The following is a 16,818-nucleotide window of genomic DNA, read 5'->3' as shown; positions in this document are numbered from 1 at the left end:
TCGTGCTCATTGCCTTCTGGGGCGAATCAGTCGATTGTGGAGGCGGCGTGCTTTGTGCTGGGACCAATGCGATGCACAAGTTGTGTTCGGACGGCCAGACCTGACCCAGGACTTGTGTTGAGACCCTGACAAGATTTGTGTGTTTTTGATCCCGCGACAGAAAAAGGATCCCAAGGTCAGTTGCCCCAATCAGGAGGGACGCATGTCCGAAGGTCCCAAGAAGCCTGTTGATTGCACCCTGAACACCTGCATGAAGTGGGGCGCAGACGGAACCCTGTCTCCCCACGACCAAGACGGCTTAATGAGGCATCTGTGCTCTACCGATCCGGCTTTGGCTGATAGCGAGGCTTGCAAGCTCTACAAAAACGACAGCTGAACGCAAAAGTCATTTGCGCTCTTCTCCCCCTGCTCTTGGCGGGGGGTTTCTCTTTACCTGTGGTTCAACGCTGAGGTTTCCGTCTTTCCATGACACTCCGGGATGGCGGCAAACCTTGGCTTACGCCGGCTGAGAGCATCAAGAAAGGTGTTCCCGTGACTCCCACCAAACTCCCCATCAATGCAGTGATTCTGCAGAGGAATGGATCAGGCCAGGCTCAAGCCACCCACTCCAGCGCAGAAAAGCACCAGCTCAAGCAGCACCTAAATAACACTGTTCAAAGACACGAATAAGCCTCCCCAACCATTGATCTCAACGTCGCCTCGACAATCGCCAGGAGATTGAAGCCAGCCAAATCACCAACACCAGCAGAGCCAGCATCGAAACAACCAAGAGGAAAAAGTGAACTTTGGATGAGCAGAAAACCAAAGTCTCTGCCCAAGAACCCGATCAAGAAGCGACCAGAGCGGGAGTCGAACAGGAGCGAACCCAACCCAGTTTTCGCTCCACTTCCTGAATCATTTGGCCGGCAAGATCCTTACCAGTCGCCGTTTCAATTCCCTCGAGGCCAGGGCTGGAATTCACCTCCAACAGCAAGGGCCCCCGCTCTGAGCGGATGATGTCCACCCCGGCCACATCAAGGCCGAGAGCACGCGTTGCTGCAACAGCCAGCTTGCGCTCCTCAGGCCGGATGCGCACCGCCTGAGCAGAACCGCCCTGGTGAATGTTGGAGCGGAAGTCGCCCACAGCAGCCGTTCGCTCAATGGCCGACACCACCTTGTTACCAATCACGAAACAACGCAGGTCCTTGCCGCCAGCTTCCTTGATGAATTCCTGCACCAGCAGGTTGGCGTTCAGGCTCTTCATGGCATTGATCACACTCTCTGCAGCCTTCTGGGTTTCCGCCAAAACCACGCCACGTCCCTGAGCCCCCTCCAGAAGCTTGAGGATCAACGGTGCACCGCCCACCATCTTGATCAGATCTTTGGTGTCGAGCGGAGAACTGGCAAAACCGGTGACCGGCATGCTCAGCCCATGACGCACAAACAGCTGTGACGCCAGAAGCTTGTCGCGGGATCGTTTGATCGGCTCAGCGGCATTGAGAACACGAATGCCCATCGACTCAAACTGACGCGTGATCGCGCATCCGTAGAAGGTGACGCTCGGACGGATGCGAGGAATCACCGCATCGATTCGCTCGAGCACATTGCCGCCCCGGTAATGCATCTCGGGGTTTTGCGGATCGAGCCGCATGTAGCACTGCTTGACGTTGAGAAATTCCATCCGGTGACCGCGCTCCTCACCCGCCTCAAGCAATCGGCGGTTGCTGTAGAGCTCTGGATCAGAAGCCAACAGTGCAATGCGGAGCCCCGTGCGTTCGGTGCGCAAGGCCGCATACATCGCTTCCAGCTGGGCCGGTTCAACATCACCCAGTTGATGGCTCCCCTCAGGATCCACAAGCACGCGCCCCACCATCGCCTCACGCCCAAGCAGCATCCGGTAACCCATCGCATCCCTGTTGGTGAGGGTGAGTTCAATCGGCCAACGCTGCTCGCCGAGCACCAACTCTTCCCGAATCACATAGCGGTTTTCCGAGATGCCGCTGGTGTTGCGCACGCTGCGTTGCTCCAGCACCGGCGCCTCATGGCGCACCACCACACTGCGGTCGTTCTGGAGCGGATGCACCTCAAAACTGATCCACAGCTCACCATCCCTCTGGAAGGGGACGATGTTGAAGGCATGCAACGACGACGTCGCCGCGCCGGAATCGACGCGTGCCTTAATCGCCGGCAATCCAAGCCCTGGCAGGGAGCACCACTCCTCACTGCCGACGATGAGTTTGTTGGTCAAGGCCGCTGTGGGTCCTTATCGAGAGAGCGCGAAATCCTAGATCAGCTGAAGACACCTCAAGTCACCCACCAGCACCATCGGTCCATCCCTCAGATGAGGGAGTGTTCAAGGCGGCGCCCTCCCTCAAAGGTGGGAGTCAGAACGAACAACCTCACCTACGTTTCCAACAACAACCAGACCGCCTGCAAAAGGAAGGGGTCGAATTCAGCGGCGATTGGAGGGCTTGGAGTGACTGTGTTTCGACGACAAATGCAACAGGTTGGATGCCTTGTCTTGCTCTTCCACCTTGGTGAGCTTTTTCACCAGAGTCCAGGTGTCTTGCGCAGACATTTCGCCATCTTTCTCCCATTTGATGCTCGACAATTCAGCAGGAGACATCAAGGGAACACGTGGCTTTTCAACTTAAGGAACGTGATATCGATGTGGCCGTTGCCACCAAGTGATGTCACTTAAGACAATCGGAAGTTGGTTTGTCTTGATACAATGTCGTGCAAAGAGACAATAAAAAAGCCTCAGCCGCATGGGCTGAAGCCAGGTGATGGGGAACACATGAAACATACCGGCCCTGCACCCACAATCAAGGGCTGAGGACACCACATCTGGTGGCTGGCGCAGCCTTGCCATGGCAATGAACACCAATGAGCTCCAGCTGCCAAACCGAAAAGGTCAGTGCGAACCGAACCAGGAGCAACAGGTGCCAAGACGGATCGTCAACAACGCCAGAACGCCGAGCGCTGCAGCCACAAACGACACTCCCATCAGCTGCTGACGGCGCTTCTCACTCCTGGCCTCGACCGATTGGCTGCCGTTCAACAGAAAAATCCAGACGCGCCAACTTAAGCGTTTTCAGTAACTTGCGCTACCAAAACAGGTGTTCTACCGGCGATGCTGCGGCGGCTGCGTGCGCTGAGTTGCGTGCGCGCCCTGAGATGACGGTGACGGCGACAGGGCCTTTCGTACAGATCGGCGCTGTTTTTCCACGAGCGCGGATAAGGCCAGCTGCGTTTGACCGCAGGCGAATTGGTTGTTCTGCAACACCACCAAGCGTGGAGCCACAGGGCGGTCATGCCACAGATCAAACCAGTCATGGCTGCATGATGAAACCCATCGGGGCGGCGTCAAGCGCAGGCCAGCAACCTAAGCAACGCCGAGTCATTCCCCCGCAGCTCTGCGTGAATGAGTGATACGGCCTGTTGCCAAGTGGCCTAAGGCCGATGCAGAACGGGTGCATCGGATCAGCAGCCATGGCCAAGCGTCGCTTTCTCGAAAAGCAACCGCTCACCGAAGCGGAAGGACTGACCGCCCTGATCATGATGGGGGTGGGGCTCACCCTGGGTGGCATCAGCATGACCATCCTGATGGCGCTGAATGCCTCAGCCGCAGGGTCTTGGCAGGAACTCTGGCTTTCAGGTCAACTGAATTTCTGAGCTCAGGCCAGCCAAGGCCAACGGATCCCGAACGCCTCCAGGGGATCCATCACGAGCTTGTTGAGGGCCCGGCCCAAAAGCACCTGGGGTTCTTCCGGACGGATCGGCCGCACCGGATGTTCTGGGCGGGTCGCAGCATTCGCCCCTCGCACCACCCCACTGCGCATCAAGGCGTTGGCCGCCTCAAGACCGCAGACGTAGGCCCGTTCCTGGCACAGGCCCTTGGCACCGTGCTCGCGTTCGCCCATCCGCACCCAGTCGCCAGCGCAGACCACAGAAGGAAGTGCCGTCTGCAGCGGGGGCCTCTGGCTGAAACTGCCGGGGGAGAACAACGACACCGAGCCCGGGTAACGCCGCACCTCAAACTCCAGCACCTGGGCAAGCCGGAAGGCCGGCACCGCCTGGGGCAACAGCTCCTTCAGCAGGGTGTCGACGATCTCCTGATCACTCAAGGCTGCGATTGCCGTGGCGTTGTAGAAGTCGCTGGCCACCACGGATCCCTGGGGCTCGCTGCCGCCCCAGAGCGCATCAAGATCCGCTTCCTGCAGCTGGTCGAGCATGAAAAATGTGGCGCCCGCACCCTGTAAAGCGTCGAAGCGCGAGAAGACATTGGCGGGATCGGCGACCGCAATGGTGCGATCCAGCCACAACCGCACCGACACCACATCAATCGCCCCCAAACCGCCGGCAGCGGCCAGCTCCGGCAGCACATCACTGCAACGCGGCGACTCCGCCATCAGGGCATGCATGCCCTTGGCACCCACCGCCAGCACAACCGCATCAACGTCATCAACAACGCTGGAGCGGCCTGTTGCTTTGCAGCAGACCTCAACCGAGCGAATCGCTTCGCCTGGCTGATCAAGATTCAGGCGCGTGGCCAACGTGCCTCCCAGAACAGTGAGCAAACCGGAGTCCAGCAGGCGTTCCGCCATGGGAGCGATCAGCTGCTCGGCGATGCTGCCGGAACGAATCCAGCGCACATCAAAGGAATCTTGATGCGCCAGGGCGTAGTAGTAGAGCAGCTCCATGGTGACGGCTGCCGACAATTCCTCCGGTGGCTTGAACAGACCCACCAAAAGAATCGGACGCAAAAATTCGTCGATCATCCGCTCCGTGATTCCCAGTTGGCGGAACAGGGTCAACGCATCGATGGCGTCGTAGCGCCGGAAGGTCTCCTCGTTGCGGTTCAGATCAAGCATCGCCACCAAAAGGCCGGCAATGCTCAGGCGATCGGCAACAGGCAGGCGCTTGAAGTTCTTGATCGTTGCCAAGGCCTGCCCCAGGGGGCTGGGCAACTGCAACCCGTCACCGAACACCGGGGCCGTGGCCTCCAGACCGGCGGGAGACCAGAAGGCGCTTGTGGTGAATGCAGTGAACACGTCGGTGAGCCCAAGCTCATCGGTCAGCGCATTGATGTTGGGGTAATCCCTCCAAAAGCCCCGGGTGCCCGCTTCCAAGGGTTTACCGCTGGCGGTGCGCATCGGCGTCCGGCCCGTGGGATCCGGCATCCCGTCAACCAGGGTGACGCGAACACCGGCTTCACAGAGGGTTTTGGCTGCACCCCAGCCGGCCCAGCCTCCACCGATCACCACCACATGGGAGGCATCAGCGTTAGCGGCCTTGGAAAGCTCAGGCATCGACCAAACAGAGATGCTGGGAGAGGCTTCACATCATGCAGCCATGGCACGAAAAAGGTCGCCATCGCCAAAGAGAAGAGGGAACGAATAGCGTTGTCTGGAGATGAAACCGTTTTATGGCTTCAGATTCAGCCGTCCGCTGGCCTGTTTTTCTGCCATTGGTGCTGTTCTTTGGTGGCATCGGTGCCGCAGCAGCGATGACCCAGTTGCTTGGATCGTTCTGAGCTTCAGGGCGCGATCAGACCAAATTCAAGGCCTCAAGCACTTGAGCTCGAATCCCGCCGAGACGAAACCAAGCTTGAACGGCATCGGCCTTGCTGGTGTAGGGCCGCCATTCGTCTTCATGCATCCGCAGTTGGATGTGGCGCAACACCCGTTCTGCGACGACACGATCGCTGGATGCCTTCAGAACAACCTGCCGGCCATTCAGCTCAAACGTGTCACTCATTTTTTGGAGGTTTGATCAGCTCACCGGTCTGCAACGACACCACAGCAAAGCTGCCCACAAAGACCACCGCCACCAGAGCGAGGAAGGCCGCTGTGAGATTGCTGATTTCAAGCTGCCCGAGCATGAAGGCAAAGGAGGTGACCATCAAAAGCAGCAACTGCTTCTGAACTTAAACAGGCTCGTCGTTGTTCAAATTGCCAAGAACCACGCCTGCCATCGACAAACCAATGGCAAGCATCACAACGGCTTCAATCATGCGGCCTTGGTGGAGATGCTCGGCGTCTTGAGCAGAACCGCCGCAGCGGATGCAGTAACCGTCGCCTGTCCAGAGGAAGGGGATTGAGCCTGGGGCTGCCAGGTGGATGCTGCTGAGCAACGGGTGGGATTCTTCAACCAAGAACTGCGACCCATCAACCATTAATCAACTGAGGTAAGGATTGCGGCTGAAGCTCAGAAGATCTGTCTGATTGGCGACCAACGCCAAAAGTGAGCTGTTTCTTGATCAAGCACTAATGGCGTCAGGCGTTGCTGCCGACAAGCGATCACGGATCTGAACAGCAGCCTGGCAATAGGCCGCCCATCCCCCCATGCGCCTCAGATCGGCACGGCCACGGTCATCGACGGCATTCGACACACAAACACCCTCCACTTCTGCTTTTTCAAACGCCGCCAACAAGGGGATTTCCGCCTGCATTACATCCACATCAAAACCCTCCAAAATTTGGCGTGCTTCCTGCGCAAGCCGTTGTTTTCGGCTGTCCACCTTCACCAACAATGCGGCATGCATGGTGTCCATCTGCCTGAGGATTGAGGAGAGTTCAACAGTGAGCTCAACCGATCTCGCCTGCGGCGTAGTGGGCAGCAAAACAAGATCTGCTCCGGCCGAAAGATTCTTGAGTTCATCTTCGTGGCTGCTGGCCTGCCCGTCGGTGATGATCACTTGGGCATGGCGGGTGGCCTTTGCTGCAGCCTCCACAGGCACCACTTCAAACGGAAGCATCCCCCGGGCTGCGTAGGCGGTTGCCGAGCGGTTGCGATCCGCATCAACAACACACACCGACAGGTCCTGCTGGGCCCAGACACAAGCCAAATGAATGCTGGTGCAGGTTTTTGCCACACCACCCTTCTGGCCAAAGACAGTCAAAAGCATGGCTGAGGTTCAGATGCGCGGAATGATCGCGTCGTTGGGGAAGAACTCTTCAAACACACAGATGCGGTCGGCCCAACGGGCCTCCACTTCCAAACGCATCAGGCGATTGCGCACCCACATCAAGGTATCCACATCAATCGGTTTTTGGAACTTGTGCTGCTGTGCCTTCACCCAATCATCCTTGCTCTGAGAGCTGTTCATGACCGCGAAAACTGACCTGCCCACACCGTACGGATGGCGTCCTTCGGCGCCATGAGCTTCACACTGAGTAAGCATCAAGGATCACTCAATCGCAGCCGAACTGTTCGGCAGAACAACGAATTAATGGAAGCTTTGAGTCCAAGCCAGAGCGATAAGGACCTGAACCTCGTGATCGGTAGCCGATCCATCATTCCGACCATTCAAGCGGCGACAGAATCGAACAATTCACCTTCAGCCGTGATGACCCGGAAAGCACCTCAACTCAAGCCACGCCCGGTGCACACACCACCCAAACGCGCTTGAGGCACTTAAAGGCTTGAATCAACCCATCGGAGCTGAACAGATTTCCTGTTCTGTAACAGCACGAACGACACGTGGATTGACGCCACCCTTACAAAGGAGCTGTAGCAACTGCTGCCCAATCACGTTCACCTCGTCTTCGGCGAGGCGCAGTTCGACTCAGGCCATGGAACGGGGACCTGAGCTTGCTTCGAGGAAACAGTTTCTCAAGCAAAGAATCAGAGAACCGTTGGCAATACAGGGATTTCGGGGGCTAAGAGATTCTCTTTTGTCCACTGTTTGTTCCACGGAGTGATCCACAGTTCTCAGCCTTGGATGAGGGCTCTCTGACCCAACTTCACACCGGGTCGATTTGTCGCCACTCTGAGCAAGTCAACAAACACGAGCCCCTTTATTCAGAGCTGGGGGGCTCTTTTTTTATGCAAGCGAAGCCACTGCCCTCGTAGAGGTGGCCTCGCCGCCCCAAGGTCAGTCGTCCAACGGAGCACTTTTGTCGTAACCCTGCTTCGACAGGGCAGAACGCATCACCTGACACCAATCAGCAGAAGGGTGTCCTGAATCCAGGAAACAGAGATGCACAGCTGCTGAACGCATCTACCTTCTGGCTTCACTCTGAGAGCCATTCTCGGCATGTACTTCATCGAACGCCGAGGTCCTGATCATCAATGGATCAGGGAATTGAACTTTAAGACTGAGTTCAAGGCCTTGATCGGTGCTCGACGCAAGGCAATTTCAACCTTGGCTACCTATCGGATCGTCCATGCGATGTGGCCAAACCAAGCGGTTTGCTACGTGGATGGACCTGAATTGGCCAACGAGGTGGAAACAAAGGGGTGACCGCTCTGCAAAGCACACCCCCCTGAGACCGAACTCATCTTGATGAGCTCAGGCAGAGGTGATGGGACAAATCAAACCGATATGCAGGATCGGCATACCGAGGTCAGGCCTACATCCGAACTACTTGTGACGCTTTGCCTCTCTTCCGCTTCTCACCACCGAAGGCTTCAACGGGCAAGCCAATGCGCGAAATGGCGTGTGTCGTCCATCCAGGATGAGTTCGCCGAGTGATTGGGCGTGGTGAAGGTGAATCTCCATCAGATCTCCTACCAACCTCCTCGGTGTAACCAGACCTCATTGCGGGTCAAGTGTCATTGGCTGCCATTTCGGCATTGCTTCTGGTTTGCCTCGTGCACCGTGGTGAGGTGTCGTCGGCACCGTGTGGTGAAGATTTGGGGGTGAGCCTGGCTGCGTCCTCGGGATCGCGAGGTGGCTCTTCCTTCCCTTTCTTCCTCAAGGCGACAACAGCGCCGGTCAGTGCATCCAGGCCTGTCTCCATCCATTGTTGCCAGTCACGCTCGGTTCTGTCGAAAAAGCAAGAGTCCACAAAAGAGACACCAGTCAGTGGCCCCAATGCCTCTCGGTGTCCACTGTTGTCAGCCAGCACCGGACCATTCTCAACAAGCCTGCCGAATCCACACCTGGCAGGCCATGGGAAAAGAAAAGACCACCCCCTGGCAGGCCTCAAGCCACAGACTCCGGACACCCCCATGGGGTCGTTCTCATCCCTGGCGTCTCGATATGGGGGTTTGCATTTTTCTGTGGTGAAAACGGGCTTGACTTCAGAAACTGATTTTGTTTCTTGCGAGAAAAAGCCAGCCAATAAATGTGGTCACGTAGATAACACCAATCACCAACAGATTCAAAGGCAAGAACAGATCCCAGAGGAAAGAAATTCCAACTGAAATCACTCCTGCCCAACCCAAGCCATCAAGCCAGTCCATGACTAGCAGCAAGCATCTTCATAGTCGTCAAACTCTTGAACAAGAGATTCAGCATCTACTGGCTGTATTTGCCCGAGCAGAAGCTCTGTCCTTTGCTTCAACCATCTCGACACCTGAATCTGCTGTGCGGGTGGCACCTCATCCACAGTGATCAGCTTGAGATTCCTCCTCCAATTCTGCTCTCGATAGCTCATGACATTCAGAGCATGGTCTTGAAACATATCTCTATTGGAGCTGTGGTTCTGTTGCGTAGACAACCGTTGGCCCTACAGCAAATCCGCCAAGGCCATTCAGACGGCACTCAAAAGACACCAAGACCAATCCACACAACACACAATCAACAGCCCACACAGACGCTCTCAGGGCTTATGCAGAGCAGGCCACGTCAATCGTCGTCATCGAGAAAATCCAGCGGAATCAATCCGAGCGGATATGGAGGAACAATCTACATCGATTTCAGTCGTTCATCAATACGCAACGCGGAGAAAGAAAAGGATCTGTTGACACCACTGGGACGTGATTTCTTCATTGCAAAGTGACGCTTGACGCAAATGATTTGGGATTGGGATTTCACGAAGGAATTGGGTCTAGGAAGTTGTTTCGTCAGCTCTCAGTTTTCAATTGCCAACAACGGGAGTTGCACCCGTATGTTCAAGAAGAGGGTCGAGGTGATTGCTTTCAATCAATGTTGGAGGGATTGCCAATGCGCGTTCCATCCCCCCTGGGAACGAACCTCCGACAATCCACCATTGACCACCACCCGCCCCAAGAGCCGACCAAGGACCATCGGATGACGAGATGGACCAAAAGCCGCCTCAGAGGTCAACTGGTATCGCAAAGATACATTCAGCAGGATTCATCGTTGAATTCATCACAGCCAAGAACCCAGACCCAGACTGAGTTCATCAATTCACGAGCAACCAATTTCCCTGGTTTGTATCGGCGTGAACGACACAGGGATTGACCGCATGGATATAACTAATGTGTAGCAACCGCTACCCACTACGTTCAGTCAGCACTCGTGTTGACCGCAGTTCGACTCAGGCCATGGAACGGGGACCTGAGCTTGCTTCGAGGAACCCATCATGACCCTGACCTATCGCGGCCAGAAGTACAACCAGAACAACGCTGCTGCATCCAACGTTCAGCGTCCGGTTCTTGTTTATCGCGGTCAGAAAGTCGCCAGCTGACAACAGCACGACGACCTCTTACAAGCCCCGCCGAGGCGGGGCTTTTTTATGGCTCATTTGCCTTCAGGATCGGGCTGTTTTGCCTTCCAACGTTCAAACCAAACGGCGACGGCGAGGGACACACCCACGGCAAAGCCAGCACCAATCAGCACCACACCAACTTCCACCGGCATCAACACCACCTGTTGCTACCCCAGATCATCGGACAAGAGCGTCACTGAACCAACGACTGATACGCCTCATTGACGCGTCGAAACGCCTCAGCAGAACCACCGAGATCGGGATGGTGCTGCTTCACCAGTTTTCGATGCGACTGCTTGATCTCAGCGAGGGACGCGTTGGCCTCCAAGCCCAACACCCTTAAAGCGGCACGGCGTGGATCACAGGCGTGGCCATCGTCCTGACGATCCGTTTGACGTTGGTCCGTTCGGGTGCGGCGACCCTGCCGCCTTGAACCTGATTGGTCCTGCCGCTGACGCAACTGCTCCACCACACGCTGTGGATCCTCATCCAGCCATTCACTGGCGCGAACCCCAAACAAGGCAAACGCCGCCAGAACGGCCGTTGTTTGCTTGTTCGGCTTGGCTCCCACCGCCGCCATGAGATCTGTTCCCAGCCCCCGAACCAACCGATCCAACCGCTGTTCAAGGGTTAAGTGGGCAGGAAAACCACTGCGGTTGAGCTGCTCGATCAACAGCTCCAATCCGCGCTGACGCAGTGCCGTCCATCCCGGCTGCTGAGCCAGGGCCTGCCCCCAGGCCCGCACCTGTTGGCTGCTGATGCGCGGTGGAGCTTGTGCCGATGGCTCAGTCCAGGGGCGATGGGATCTGGGCTCCGTACGAATGCGTTGGCGTTGCTGACGTTGCAGTCGCTCCAACTCACGGTTGAGCCGCAACACCTCGCGACGCAAAGCGTCGTTCTCCGCCAGCAACGCCTCTACATTGCTGGTGACCCGTTGTTCAGGACGTCCGCCTGACCACTGACGCGGATCAAAGCCCAAAGCGTGTCTCCCGCCTCACCATGGCAACAACTCACCATTGGCATGCCAGAAGCTGCCGCTGGTGGCCATGGTCAAGCCATCGATCCGGGCCAACAGCCCCTTCACCGACTGTTCGGGGTGGATCCCGCTGGGATTGAAGCGAATCATGCGAGTTCGCACCAATCCGGGATGCAAGATCGCCACGGCGATGCCCCGCGGTTCCAGATCAATCGCCAACGACTTTCCGGCCATGTTGAGCGCCACCTTCGACATCCGATAGCCATAGGAGCCTCCCGAACTGTTGTCGTCGATGGAGCCCATGCGGCTGGTCATCAGCACCAACTTCGCTCCGTTGGGCATCTGATCCACCAACGCCCTGGCCAGCAGCAAAGGAGCAAGGGCGTTCACCTCAAACTGGCGGCGAATCCCGGAGGGATCCAAATCCATCAGGCCCATCGACTGCAAAATCCCGGCATTGAGGATGACGCCATCGAGGGGCAAACCATCCAGTCGCTGCACCAGGTCATCAATGGCTTGGCTGTCGCTCAACTCAAGGCCGGCTTCCACCCGCACGCCCAGGCACTCCAGTTCATCACTGGTTTGACGGCAAACGGCCACCACGTCATCGCCACGGGCCTTGAGCTGCCTGCAGTATTCCAAGCCGATCCCACGGTTTGCGCCGGTGACCAGAAACGTCGCCATCGGGAGGTTTCAGCAACCGCCATCCTGCCGGCTCTTGCGTCGATCCCCTAAAGGGATCACGCCGAAAAATCCCCCTCCACGCCGTACTGATGCAAACACTGTTTCACCGTGAGCACTGAGACCGTGCTGCCGGTCTCTGCATCCACCAGCAGATAAGGGCAGCCTCGAAGCACGCAGCGTCGCCGTGCGTCGATGTAGGCATCAAAAGCGCTGGCATGGGAACACTCCTCCACCCAACCTTCACTGCTGAGATACCGCGTGAGTATCATGCCCACAGACGCCTGGGCCACCGGTTATGGCTCAGGACATTCCGCATCCCAGGAAGTGACTTGAAGTCTTCGGGATCACAACGGAATGAATGAACCCGAGGCAAGGCAGATCAATGGGATTCAGCTGATCCCTGCACAACGGTGACCACCTGATTCCAGGTGGCATGCACCACGCGATAGGTCTTCAACGTGGCACGCGATTTGGTGCGGGCATTCACAAAGGCTTTGAACTCCGTTTTGAAGCAGATCTCCTGGATCCACTGCCCTCCTGTGTCAAGCCTCTCGATGCAATACATCAGAGATCTAGCGGTTAAAAACATCACAACCGCAAAACATTTACTGAGCACAAAAACAAAAGATGGTTTTCGGGATCGTCAAAAAAAAGCCCCCGCGCTTGGCGGAGGCTCGGGTGGTGTGAGGAGTCGACGATTTTGCAACTGCCGACCCCGATTTCATAGCTCGATTTCAGATCAGCAGCGGCCCCGGCCACAAAGCTTTATCAACTACAGGTAAAGAACACTGGTGCGACAACGCCGGAGCGCATCACGCACAGCCGCCAGCCCCGTTTCGTCCGGCCGATGCAGTCCGGCAGGCACCACCATCTCGTCGTTCGCGTCTAGATGAACCCGTGCCGAGAACCAGGTGCCAGGTCCTGGCACAGACGCACGGCAGATCGGATCCTGGTTTGCGTCCAAACGTCGCTCGATCAACCAACCCTCCACCCGATCCAAGGGCTGGAACGACGTGGAGGCAGAGGCGACGGACGCCATCAGGGTGAGCAGCAACAAACGCAGGGCCTGCATCACAAGGCTGGGGCGAGCGAAGCGCACCCATCGTCACAGAGAACACCGGTTCAACCGCGCCGTTGCGTTAGAAGAGCTGCGTCGCGGAGCCGTCGATGCCGTTATTTCGCTGTGAAGGGTGCTCCATACGCATCGAACGCTCGATGGCGGCCTACTGGCGCAACAAGGGCAAACTGCTGTGCTCCACCTGTCTCGACCGCCAGGAGATGCCTCTGAAAACGGCCGAGAGCGGTCGGAAGCGAGGTTCTTCCGAATTCCGTGCCAACAGCAACAAAAGCTGATGCAGGCTGTGGGAATGATGGTGAAGTTGTTCCCTCCCCTCCTGATCCATGGGTTTCCTTGCCGTCGCCGGATGCGTGCTCCTGGCCTCCGCCATGTCTGCTGCACTCACCACCAAGCCTTCCAAAGCCTGAGCGTTCGAAACGCCGGCGCAAAGCTGAACAAAAACCGGGCCAGCCCCGGTTTTTTTATTCGGTGAGCTGTTAGCCACGGATCTTTTCTCCCGCAAAGGAGATTTAGAACTGCAAATCAGATGTGCATGCCGTCCCCTCGCGGCTGTAGATCCTTGATCCACTGAGCGAAACCCATGGAGAGCATCAGTCGCATCTGTGCCACCTCCAAGGGCACCACCATTGATGCCATCGGCCAGGGCCGCTACCGCGTCTGCAACCGACATGCGGCGTGCTCTGACGTTGAAGGTCTTTGGCAGGCCTATGAAATTCTGCGGCGTCAGGAACAATCCTTAAGTTGATTGATGGGGCCAGAAATAAGTATCAACACTTACAGCACTTGAGTGTTCGGCACGTAACACTTGGTTCACCCCGGTGAGGGGTAATGCGTCGACTCCGGGAGGGCCTAGGGAACCCTCCTTTTTTATGGAGTTTGTTCAGAAGCTCAGCGTTCCTGTACTGTCCTCCCCGAACTCCAGGTAAAGGCAGCGGGCATCCTCAGCCCGGCCGCAATCGATCAGGTGTTGAACTCGTTCGCGCCACCACTCAGATACACCAGAACTCAACTCTTTGTTGGGCAGACCACCGAAGGATTCACTCAAAGCAATCATCCGTGCTGAGCAAACGCTAAGCAGCCCGACTAACAACGCGAATTGGCCTGTTACCTGCTGTTAGCAGCTGTTGTTACCCAACAATCATCTTCTGCCAAATCAGCAACACCAATCATTTGTAGCGGTTCACACTCCGCAGAGCATCAAAGCCGCAGACAGTGAAATTGCGGACGAAACCTAGGGTTCCGATCTCTTCACAGGGATGCCTGGTCCAAGAGGTTTCCACCGGCATTGCCGGTTGCACGGAGGGACAAAAGCCCGGGAGACCGCCTCAACGCACACTCCCTTGTTTGATGTCATCCCCATCCGACCCTTCAGGGGCCTTCCAGCGTTCGCACCCCAGCGAAGGCATGCAGGCACTCGAAAAGGAACGCAAGCTTCCACTCACTGGCTGGCAGCAGGAAGTTAACCAGGCCAAGCGCTTCGGGCTTGAAGCAGCCGAAAGCATTGTTGACCGCAACATCTCCACTTTCTCCAGAGGGGAGCTGCCGCATTTCGCCGGCATCAACACCTTCATGAAGGCGCCTTACTTGGAAGATGTGAATCAAGTGGGCAACTACGACGTGGCCATCGTTGGTGTACCCCACGACTGCGGAACCACCTACCGACCCGGAACGCGCTTCGGCCCCCAGGGGATCCGACGGATTTCAGCGCTTTACACCCCTTACAACTACGAAATGGGGGTCGACCTGCGTGAGCAGATCACCCTCTGCGATGTGGGTGACATCTTCACGATCCCGGCCAACAACGAAAAGAGTTTCGATCAGATCTCCAAAGGCATCGCCCACGTGTTCTCGAGCGGCGCCTTCCCGATCATCCTCGGTGGCGACCACTCGATCGGTTTCCCCACGGTGCGTGGCGTGTGTCGCCATCTCGGCGACAAGAAAGTGGGAATCATCCATTTCGATCGCCACGTCGACACCCAGGAGATCGACCTTGATGAGCGGATGCACACCTGCCCTTGGTTCCATGCCACAAACATGGCCAACGCCCCGGCAGAAAACCTGGTGCAACTGGGCATTGGGGGTTGGCAAGTGCCGCGTGAGGGCGTCAAGGTCTGCAGGGAGCGGGGCACCAATGTGCTCACGGTGACGGACATCACCGAAATGGGGCTGGAAGCCGCAGCCCAGTACGCCATTGAACGAGCCACCGATGGCACGGACTGCGTCTACATCTCCTTCGACATTGACTGCATCGATGCCGGCTTCGTACCGGGAACTGGCTGGCCTGAGCCCGGTGGCCTGATGCCCCGGGAAGCGCTCAAGCTGCTCGAGCTGATCGTGCGCAACGTTCCCGTCTGCGGCCTTGAAATCGTTGAGGTTTCACCTCCCTACGACATCAGTGACATGACCTCCCTGATGGCCACCCGGGTGATTTGCGACACCATGGCCCACCTTGTGGTGAGCGGTCAGTTGCCCCGCAAAGAGAAGCCGGAGTGGATCAGCGACACCTGCAACATGAACGTTGATCAGAAATGGAGATAGGCCATGCATGAAGTCGACATGACCAAGTGCCTGCTGATCTCCCTGAATGAATGGCGCGACCGTCGCGAAGACACCTCTGCGATGGTCGAGACCGTTCATCTCGATGTGGGGCGATTCACCTGCGTTGAACCCGATCAGCTGGTGACCACCTACAACGCTGCGGTGCAGGGCACCTGGCTGGATGGATCCCGGCTCACGATCACGGAAATCCCCTTTGTGGGCCGCTGCTTGATCTGCAACGGCACCTACGACCCCCTGCCCGAAAACGCCTACCACTCTCCCTGCTGCGATCACCCGCTTGAGGAGATCGTCAGCGGTAGGGAATTGCGCATCCGCAGCATCGTTTACCGCAGCGATGCCGCCGCTGCTCTTGAGTCCGCTCCAATCCAGCGTCAGCGCTGAAACCAATACCCCCCTTTTGCCATGCATATGCCTTTTGAGGACACCCTCGGCCTCAATCTGCTTGCCGCCAACAACCATCAGGCCGAACACAACAACGAGCATTTCCAGAGCTGGGATCTGCTTTGTCTCAACCTGATGAGCAGCCCAGGCGCAGGAAAAACCGCCCTGCTCGAACGGTCCCTCCCAGCCTTGGCTCGCGAACTCAGCATGGCCGTGCTGGAAGGCGACATGACCACCCAGCTGGATGCTGACCGCTTGGAAGCCGTTGGCATCCCGGTGGTGCCCATCACCACAGGCAGAGCCTGCCACCTTGATGCCGCCATGGTGAGTGGTGGCTTGAAGTTGCTGCAACAACGGCTCGATCCTTCCGCGCTGGATTTACTGCTCGTGGAGAACGTGGGCAACCTTGTCTGCCCTGCGGAATTTGACGTTGGGGAACACCACAAAGTGGCATTGCTCAGCGTGACCGAGGGCGATGACAAGCCGCTCAAATACCCCCTGATGTTCCGCAACGCGGATGTGGTGCTGATCACCAAGGTGGATCTTCTGCCCCACCTGCCTGTGGATGTGGCAGCGATCCGCCGCAACATTCACAGCATCAACCCCAACGCCACGGTGATCGAGGTCTCCGCCCTGACGGGTGAAGGCCTGGATGCCTGGCACAACTGGGTGCGGCAAGCCCTCGCCAGCCGAACCACCACAACCCCTGCTCTGGCCACCGCCTGAGCAGATCAATCCAACGTCTTGTTCCTCCAGCC

At 57.2% G+C, this 16,818-nt stretch carries 24 protein-coding genes, 1 pseudogene and 1 riboswitch; of the genes and pseudogenes, 9 read left to right on the top strand and 16 right to left on the bottom strand.

The annotated features are described in order from the left end of the window. Positions 1–826: 826 nt before the first annotated feature. The 4 genes and pseudogenes from rimK to SynA1544_RS05540 form a co-directional block, all read right to left on the bottom strand. A complete protein-coding gene (gene rimK, locus SynA1544_RS05550; protein WP_370586635.1) occupies positions 827–1,777 on the bottom strand; it encodes a 30S ribosomal protein S6--L-glutamate ligase in 951 nt (316 codons plus the stop codon). A gap of 57 nt (positions 1,778–1,834) precedes the next feature. Next, positions 1,835–2,227 (bottom strand): annotated as a pseudogene (locus SynA1544_RS15015) (ATP-dependent zinc protease); the annotation flags it as partial. A gap of 204 nt (positions 2,228–2,431) precedes the next feature. Continuing rightward, a complete protein-coding gene (locus tag SynA1544_RS05545) occupies positions 2,432–2,605 on the bottom strand; it encodes a hypothetical protein (protein WP_170951293.1) in 174 nt (57 codons plus the stop codon). 288 nt (positions 2,606–2,893) lie between these two features. Then, the gene (locus SynA1544_RS05540; RefSeq protein WP_186508820.1) at positions 2,894–3,040 is read right to left on the bottom strand and encodes a hypothetical protein; all 147 of its coding nucleotides are present in this window, start codon (positions 3,038–3,040) and stop codon (positions 2,894–2,896) included. A gap of 431 nt (positions 3,041–3,471) precedes the next feature. Here SynA1544_RS05540 and SynA1544_RS05535 point away from each other — a divergent pair, with 431 nt between their 5' ends. Beyond that, complete coding sequence (locus SynA1544_RS05535) at positions 3,472–3,654, top strand: hypothetical protein (RefSeq protein ID WP_006850362.1); 183 nt, start codon at positions 3,472–3,474, stop codon at positions 3,652–3,654. Positions 3,655–3,656: 2 nt separating this feature from the next. Here SynA1544_RS05535 and SynA1544_RS05530 read toward each other — a convergent pair whose 3' ends face one another. From SynA1544_RS05530 to SynA1544_RS05505, 6 genes are all read right to left on the bottom strand, one after another. Beyond that, entirely contained in the window at positions 3,657–5,291 is a 1,635-nt protein-coding gene (locus SynA1544_RS05530; protein ID WP_186515118.1) for an FAD-dependent oxidoreductase, read from the bottom strand. Between the two features lie 238 nt (positions 5,292–5,529). Next, a complete protein-coding gene (locus SynA1544_RS05525) occupies positions 5,530–5,739 on the bottom strand; it encodes a hypothetical protein (protein ID WP_186515117.1) in 210 nt (69 codons plus the stop codon). After that, a complete protein-coding gene (locus tag SynA1544_RS05520; protein WP_186515116.1) occupies positions 5,732–5,884 on the bottom strand; it encodes a hypothetical protein in 153 nt (50 codons plus the stop codon). Before SynA1544_RS05520 ends, SynA1544_RS05525 begins: the two co-directional genes overlap by 8 nt. Before the next feature lie 24 nt (positions 5,885–5,908). Then, positions 5,909–6,136 carry a hypothetical protein gene (locus SynA1544_RS05515; protein ID WP_186515115.1) on the bottom strand — a complete coding sequence of 76 codons (228 nt, stop codon included), beginning with the start codon at positions 6,134–6,136 and terminating at the stop codon, positions 5,909–5,911. A gap of 105 nt (positions 6,137–6,241) precedes the next feature. After that, positions 6,242–6,889: a ParA family protein gene (locus SynA1544_RS05510; RefSeq protein WP_186515114.1), complete on the bottom strand. Its 648-nt coding sequence runs from the start codon at positions 6,887–6,889 to the stop codon at positions 6,242–6,244. Between the two features lie 9 nt (positions 6,890–6,898). Then, positions 6,899–7,090 (bottom strand): hypothetical protein, encoded by a 192-nt coding sequence (locus SynA1544_RS05505; protein WP_255477736.1) that lies wholly within the window; start codon positions 7,088–7,090, stop codon positions 6,899–6,901. A 33-nt stretch (positions 7,091–7,123) separates the two neighbouring features. On the opposite strand from SynA1544_RS05505, the gene SynA1544_RS05500 reads away from it, so the two are divergent. Next, on the top strand, positions 7,124–7,393 hold the full coding sequence (locus SynA1544_RS05500; RefSeq protein WP_186515624.1) for a hypothetical protein: 270 nt from the start codon (positions 7,124–7,126) through the stop codon (positions 7,391–7,393). A 627-nt stretch (positions 7,394–8,020) separates the two neighbouring features. After that, a complete protein-coding gene (locus tag SynA1544_RS05495) occupies positions 8,021–8,227 on the top strand; it encodes a hypothetical protein (RefSeq protein WP_186515113.1) in 207 nt (68 codons plus the stop codon). 782 nt (positions 8,228–9,009) lie between these two features. On the opposite strand, the gene SynA1544_RS05490 is transcribed toward SynA1544_RS05495, so the two are convergent. Then, complete coding sequence (locus SynA1544_RS05490) at positions 9,010–9,171, bottom strand: hypothetical protein (protein WP_186515112.1); 162 nt, start codon at positions 9,169–9,171, stop codon at positions 9,010–9,012. A 1,085-nt stretch (positions 9,172–10,256) separates the two neighbouring features. On the opposite strand from SynA1544_RS05490, the gene SynA1544_RS05485 reads away from it, so the two are divergent. Then, entirely contained in the window at positions 10,257–10,361 is a 105-nt protein-coding gene (locus SynA1544_RS05485; protein ID WP_071823061.1) for a DUF4278 domain-containing protein, read from the top strand. A 214-nt stretch (positions 10,362–10,575) separates the two neighbouring features. Here SynA1544_RS05485 and SynA1544_RS05480 read toward each other — a convergent pair whose 3' ends face one another. From SynA1544_RS05480 to SynA1544_RS05460, 5 genes are all read right to left on the bottom strand, one after another. Further along, on the bottom strand, positions 10,576–11,361 hold the full coding sequence (locus SynA1544_RS05480) for a J domain-containing protein (protein WP_186515111.1): 786 nt from the start codon (positions 11,359–11,361) through the stop codon (positions 10,576–10,578). Positions 11,362–11,376: 15 nt separating this feature from the next. Further along, the gene (locus SynA1544_RS05475; RefSeq protein WP_186515110.1) at positions 11,377–12,042 is read right to left on the bottom strand and encodes an SDR family oxidoreductase; all 666 of its coding nucleotides are present in this window, start codon (positions 12,040–12,042) and stop codon (positions 11,377–11,379) included. A 56-nt stretch (positions 12,043–12,098) separates the two neighbouring features. Next, positions 12,099–12,332 (bottom strand): hypothetical protein, encoded by a 234-nt coding sequence (locus tag SynA1544_RS05470; protein WP_255477735.1) that lies wholly within the window; start codon positions 12,330–12,332, stop codon positions 12,099–12,101. 89 nt (positions 12,333–12,421) lie between these two features. Further along, a complete protein-coding gene (locus SynA1544_RS05465; protein ID WP_186515109.1) occupies positions 12,422–12,607 on the bottom strand; it encodes a hypothetical protein in 186 nt (61 codons plus the stop codon). A 207-nt stretch (positions 12,608–12,814) separates the two neighbouring features. Further along, the gene (locus tag SynA1544_RS05460; RefSeq protein ID WP_255477734.1) at positions 12,815–13,141 is read right to left on the bottom strand and encodes a hypothetical protein; all 327 of its coding nucleotides are present in this window, start codon (positions 13,139–13,141) and stop codon (positions 12,815–12,817) included. A gap of 68 nt (positions 13,142–13,209) precedes the next feature. On the opposite strand from SynA1544_RS05460, the gene SynA1544_RS05455 reads away from it, so the two are divergent. From SynA1544_RS05455 to hypB, 5 genes are all read left to right on the top strand, one after another. Next, positions 13,210–13,395: a hypothetical protein gene (locus SynA1544_RS05455; RefSeq protein WP_186515108.1), complete on the top strand. Its 186-nt coding sequence runs from the start codon at positions 13,210–13,212 to the stop codon at positions 13,393–13,395. A 305-nt stretch (positions 13,396–13,700) separates the two neighbouring features. Further along, entirely contained in the window at positions 13,701–13,865 is a 165-nt protein-coding gene (locus SynA1544_RS05450) for a hypothetical protein (protein ID WP_186515107.1), read from the top strand. Positions 13,866–14,340: 475 nt separating this feature from the next. Next, positions 14,341–14,441: riboswitch (guanidine-I (ykkC/yxkD leader) on the top strand. 26 nt (positions 14,442–14,467) lie between these two features. Continuing rightward, positions 14,468–15,658, top strand: a complete 1,191-nt coding sequence (gene speB / locus SynA1544_RS05445; RefSeq protein WP_186515106.1) for an agmatinase — start codon at positions 14,468–14,470, stop codon at positions 15,656–15,658. 3 nt (positions 15,659–15,661) lie between these two features. Then, entirely contained in the window at positions 15,662–16,060 is a 399-nt protein-coding gene (locus tag SynA1544_RS05440; RefSeq protein WP_186515105.1) for a hydrogenase maturation nickel metallochaperone HypA, read from the top strand. A 21-nt stretch (positions 16,061–16,081) separates the two neighbouring features. Then, positions 16,082–16,786 carry a hydrogenase nickel incorporation protein HypB gene (hypB, locus tag SynA1544_RS05435; protein ID WP_186515104.1) on the top strand — a complete coding sequence of 235 codons (705 nt, stop codon included), beginning with the start codon at positions 16,082–16,084 and terminating at the stop codon, positions 16,784–16,786. Positions 16,787–16,818: the final 32 nt, after the last annotated feature.

The organism is Synechococcus sp. A15-44 (assembly GCF_014280115.1).
Classification (GTDB): domain Bacteria; phylum Cyanobacteriota; class Cyanobacteriia; order PCC-6307; family Cyanobiaceae; genus Parasynechococcus.
The sequence above is the reverse complement of the archived record's forward strand: the minus strand, read 5'-3'. Positions and strand labels throughout refer to the sequence as shown.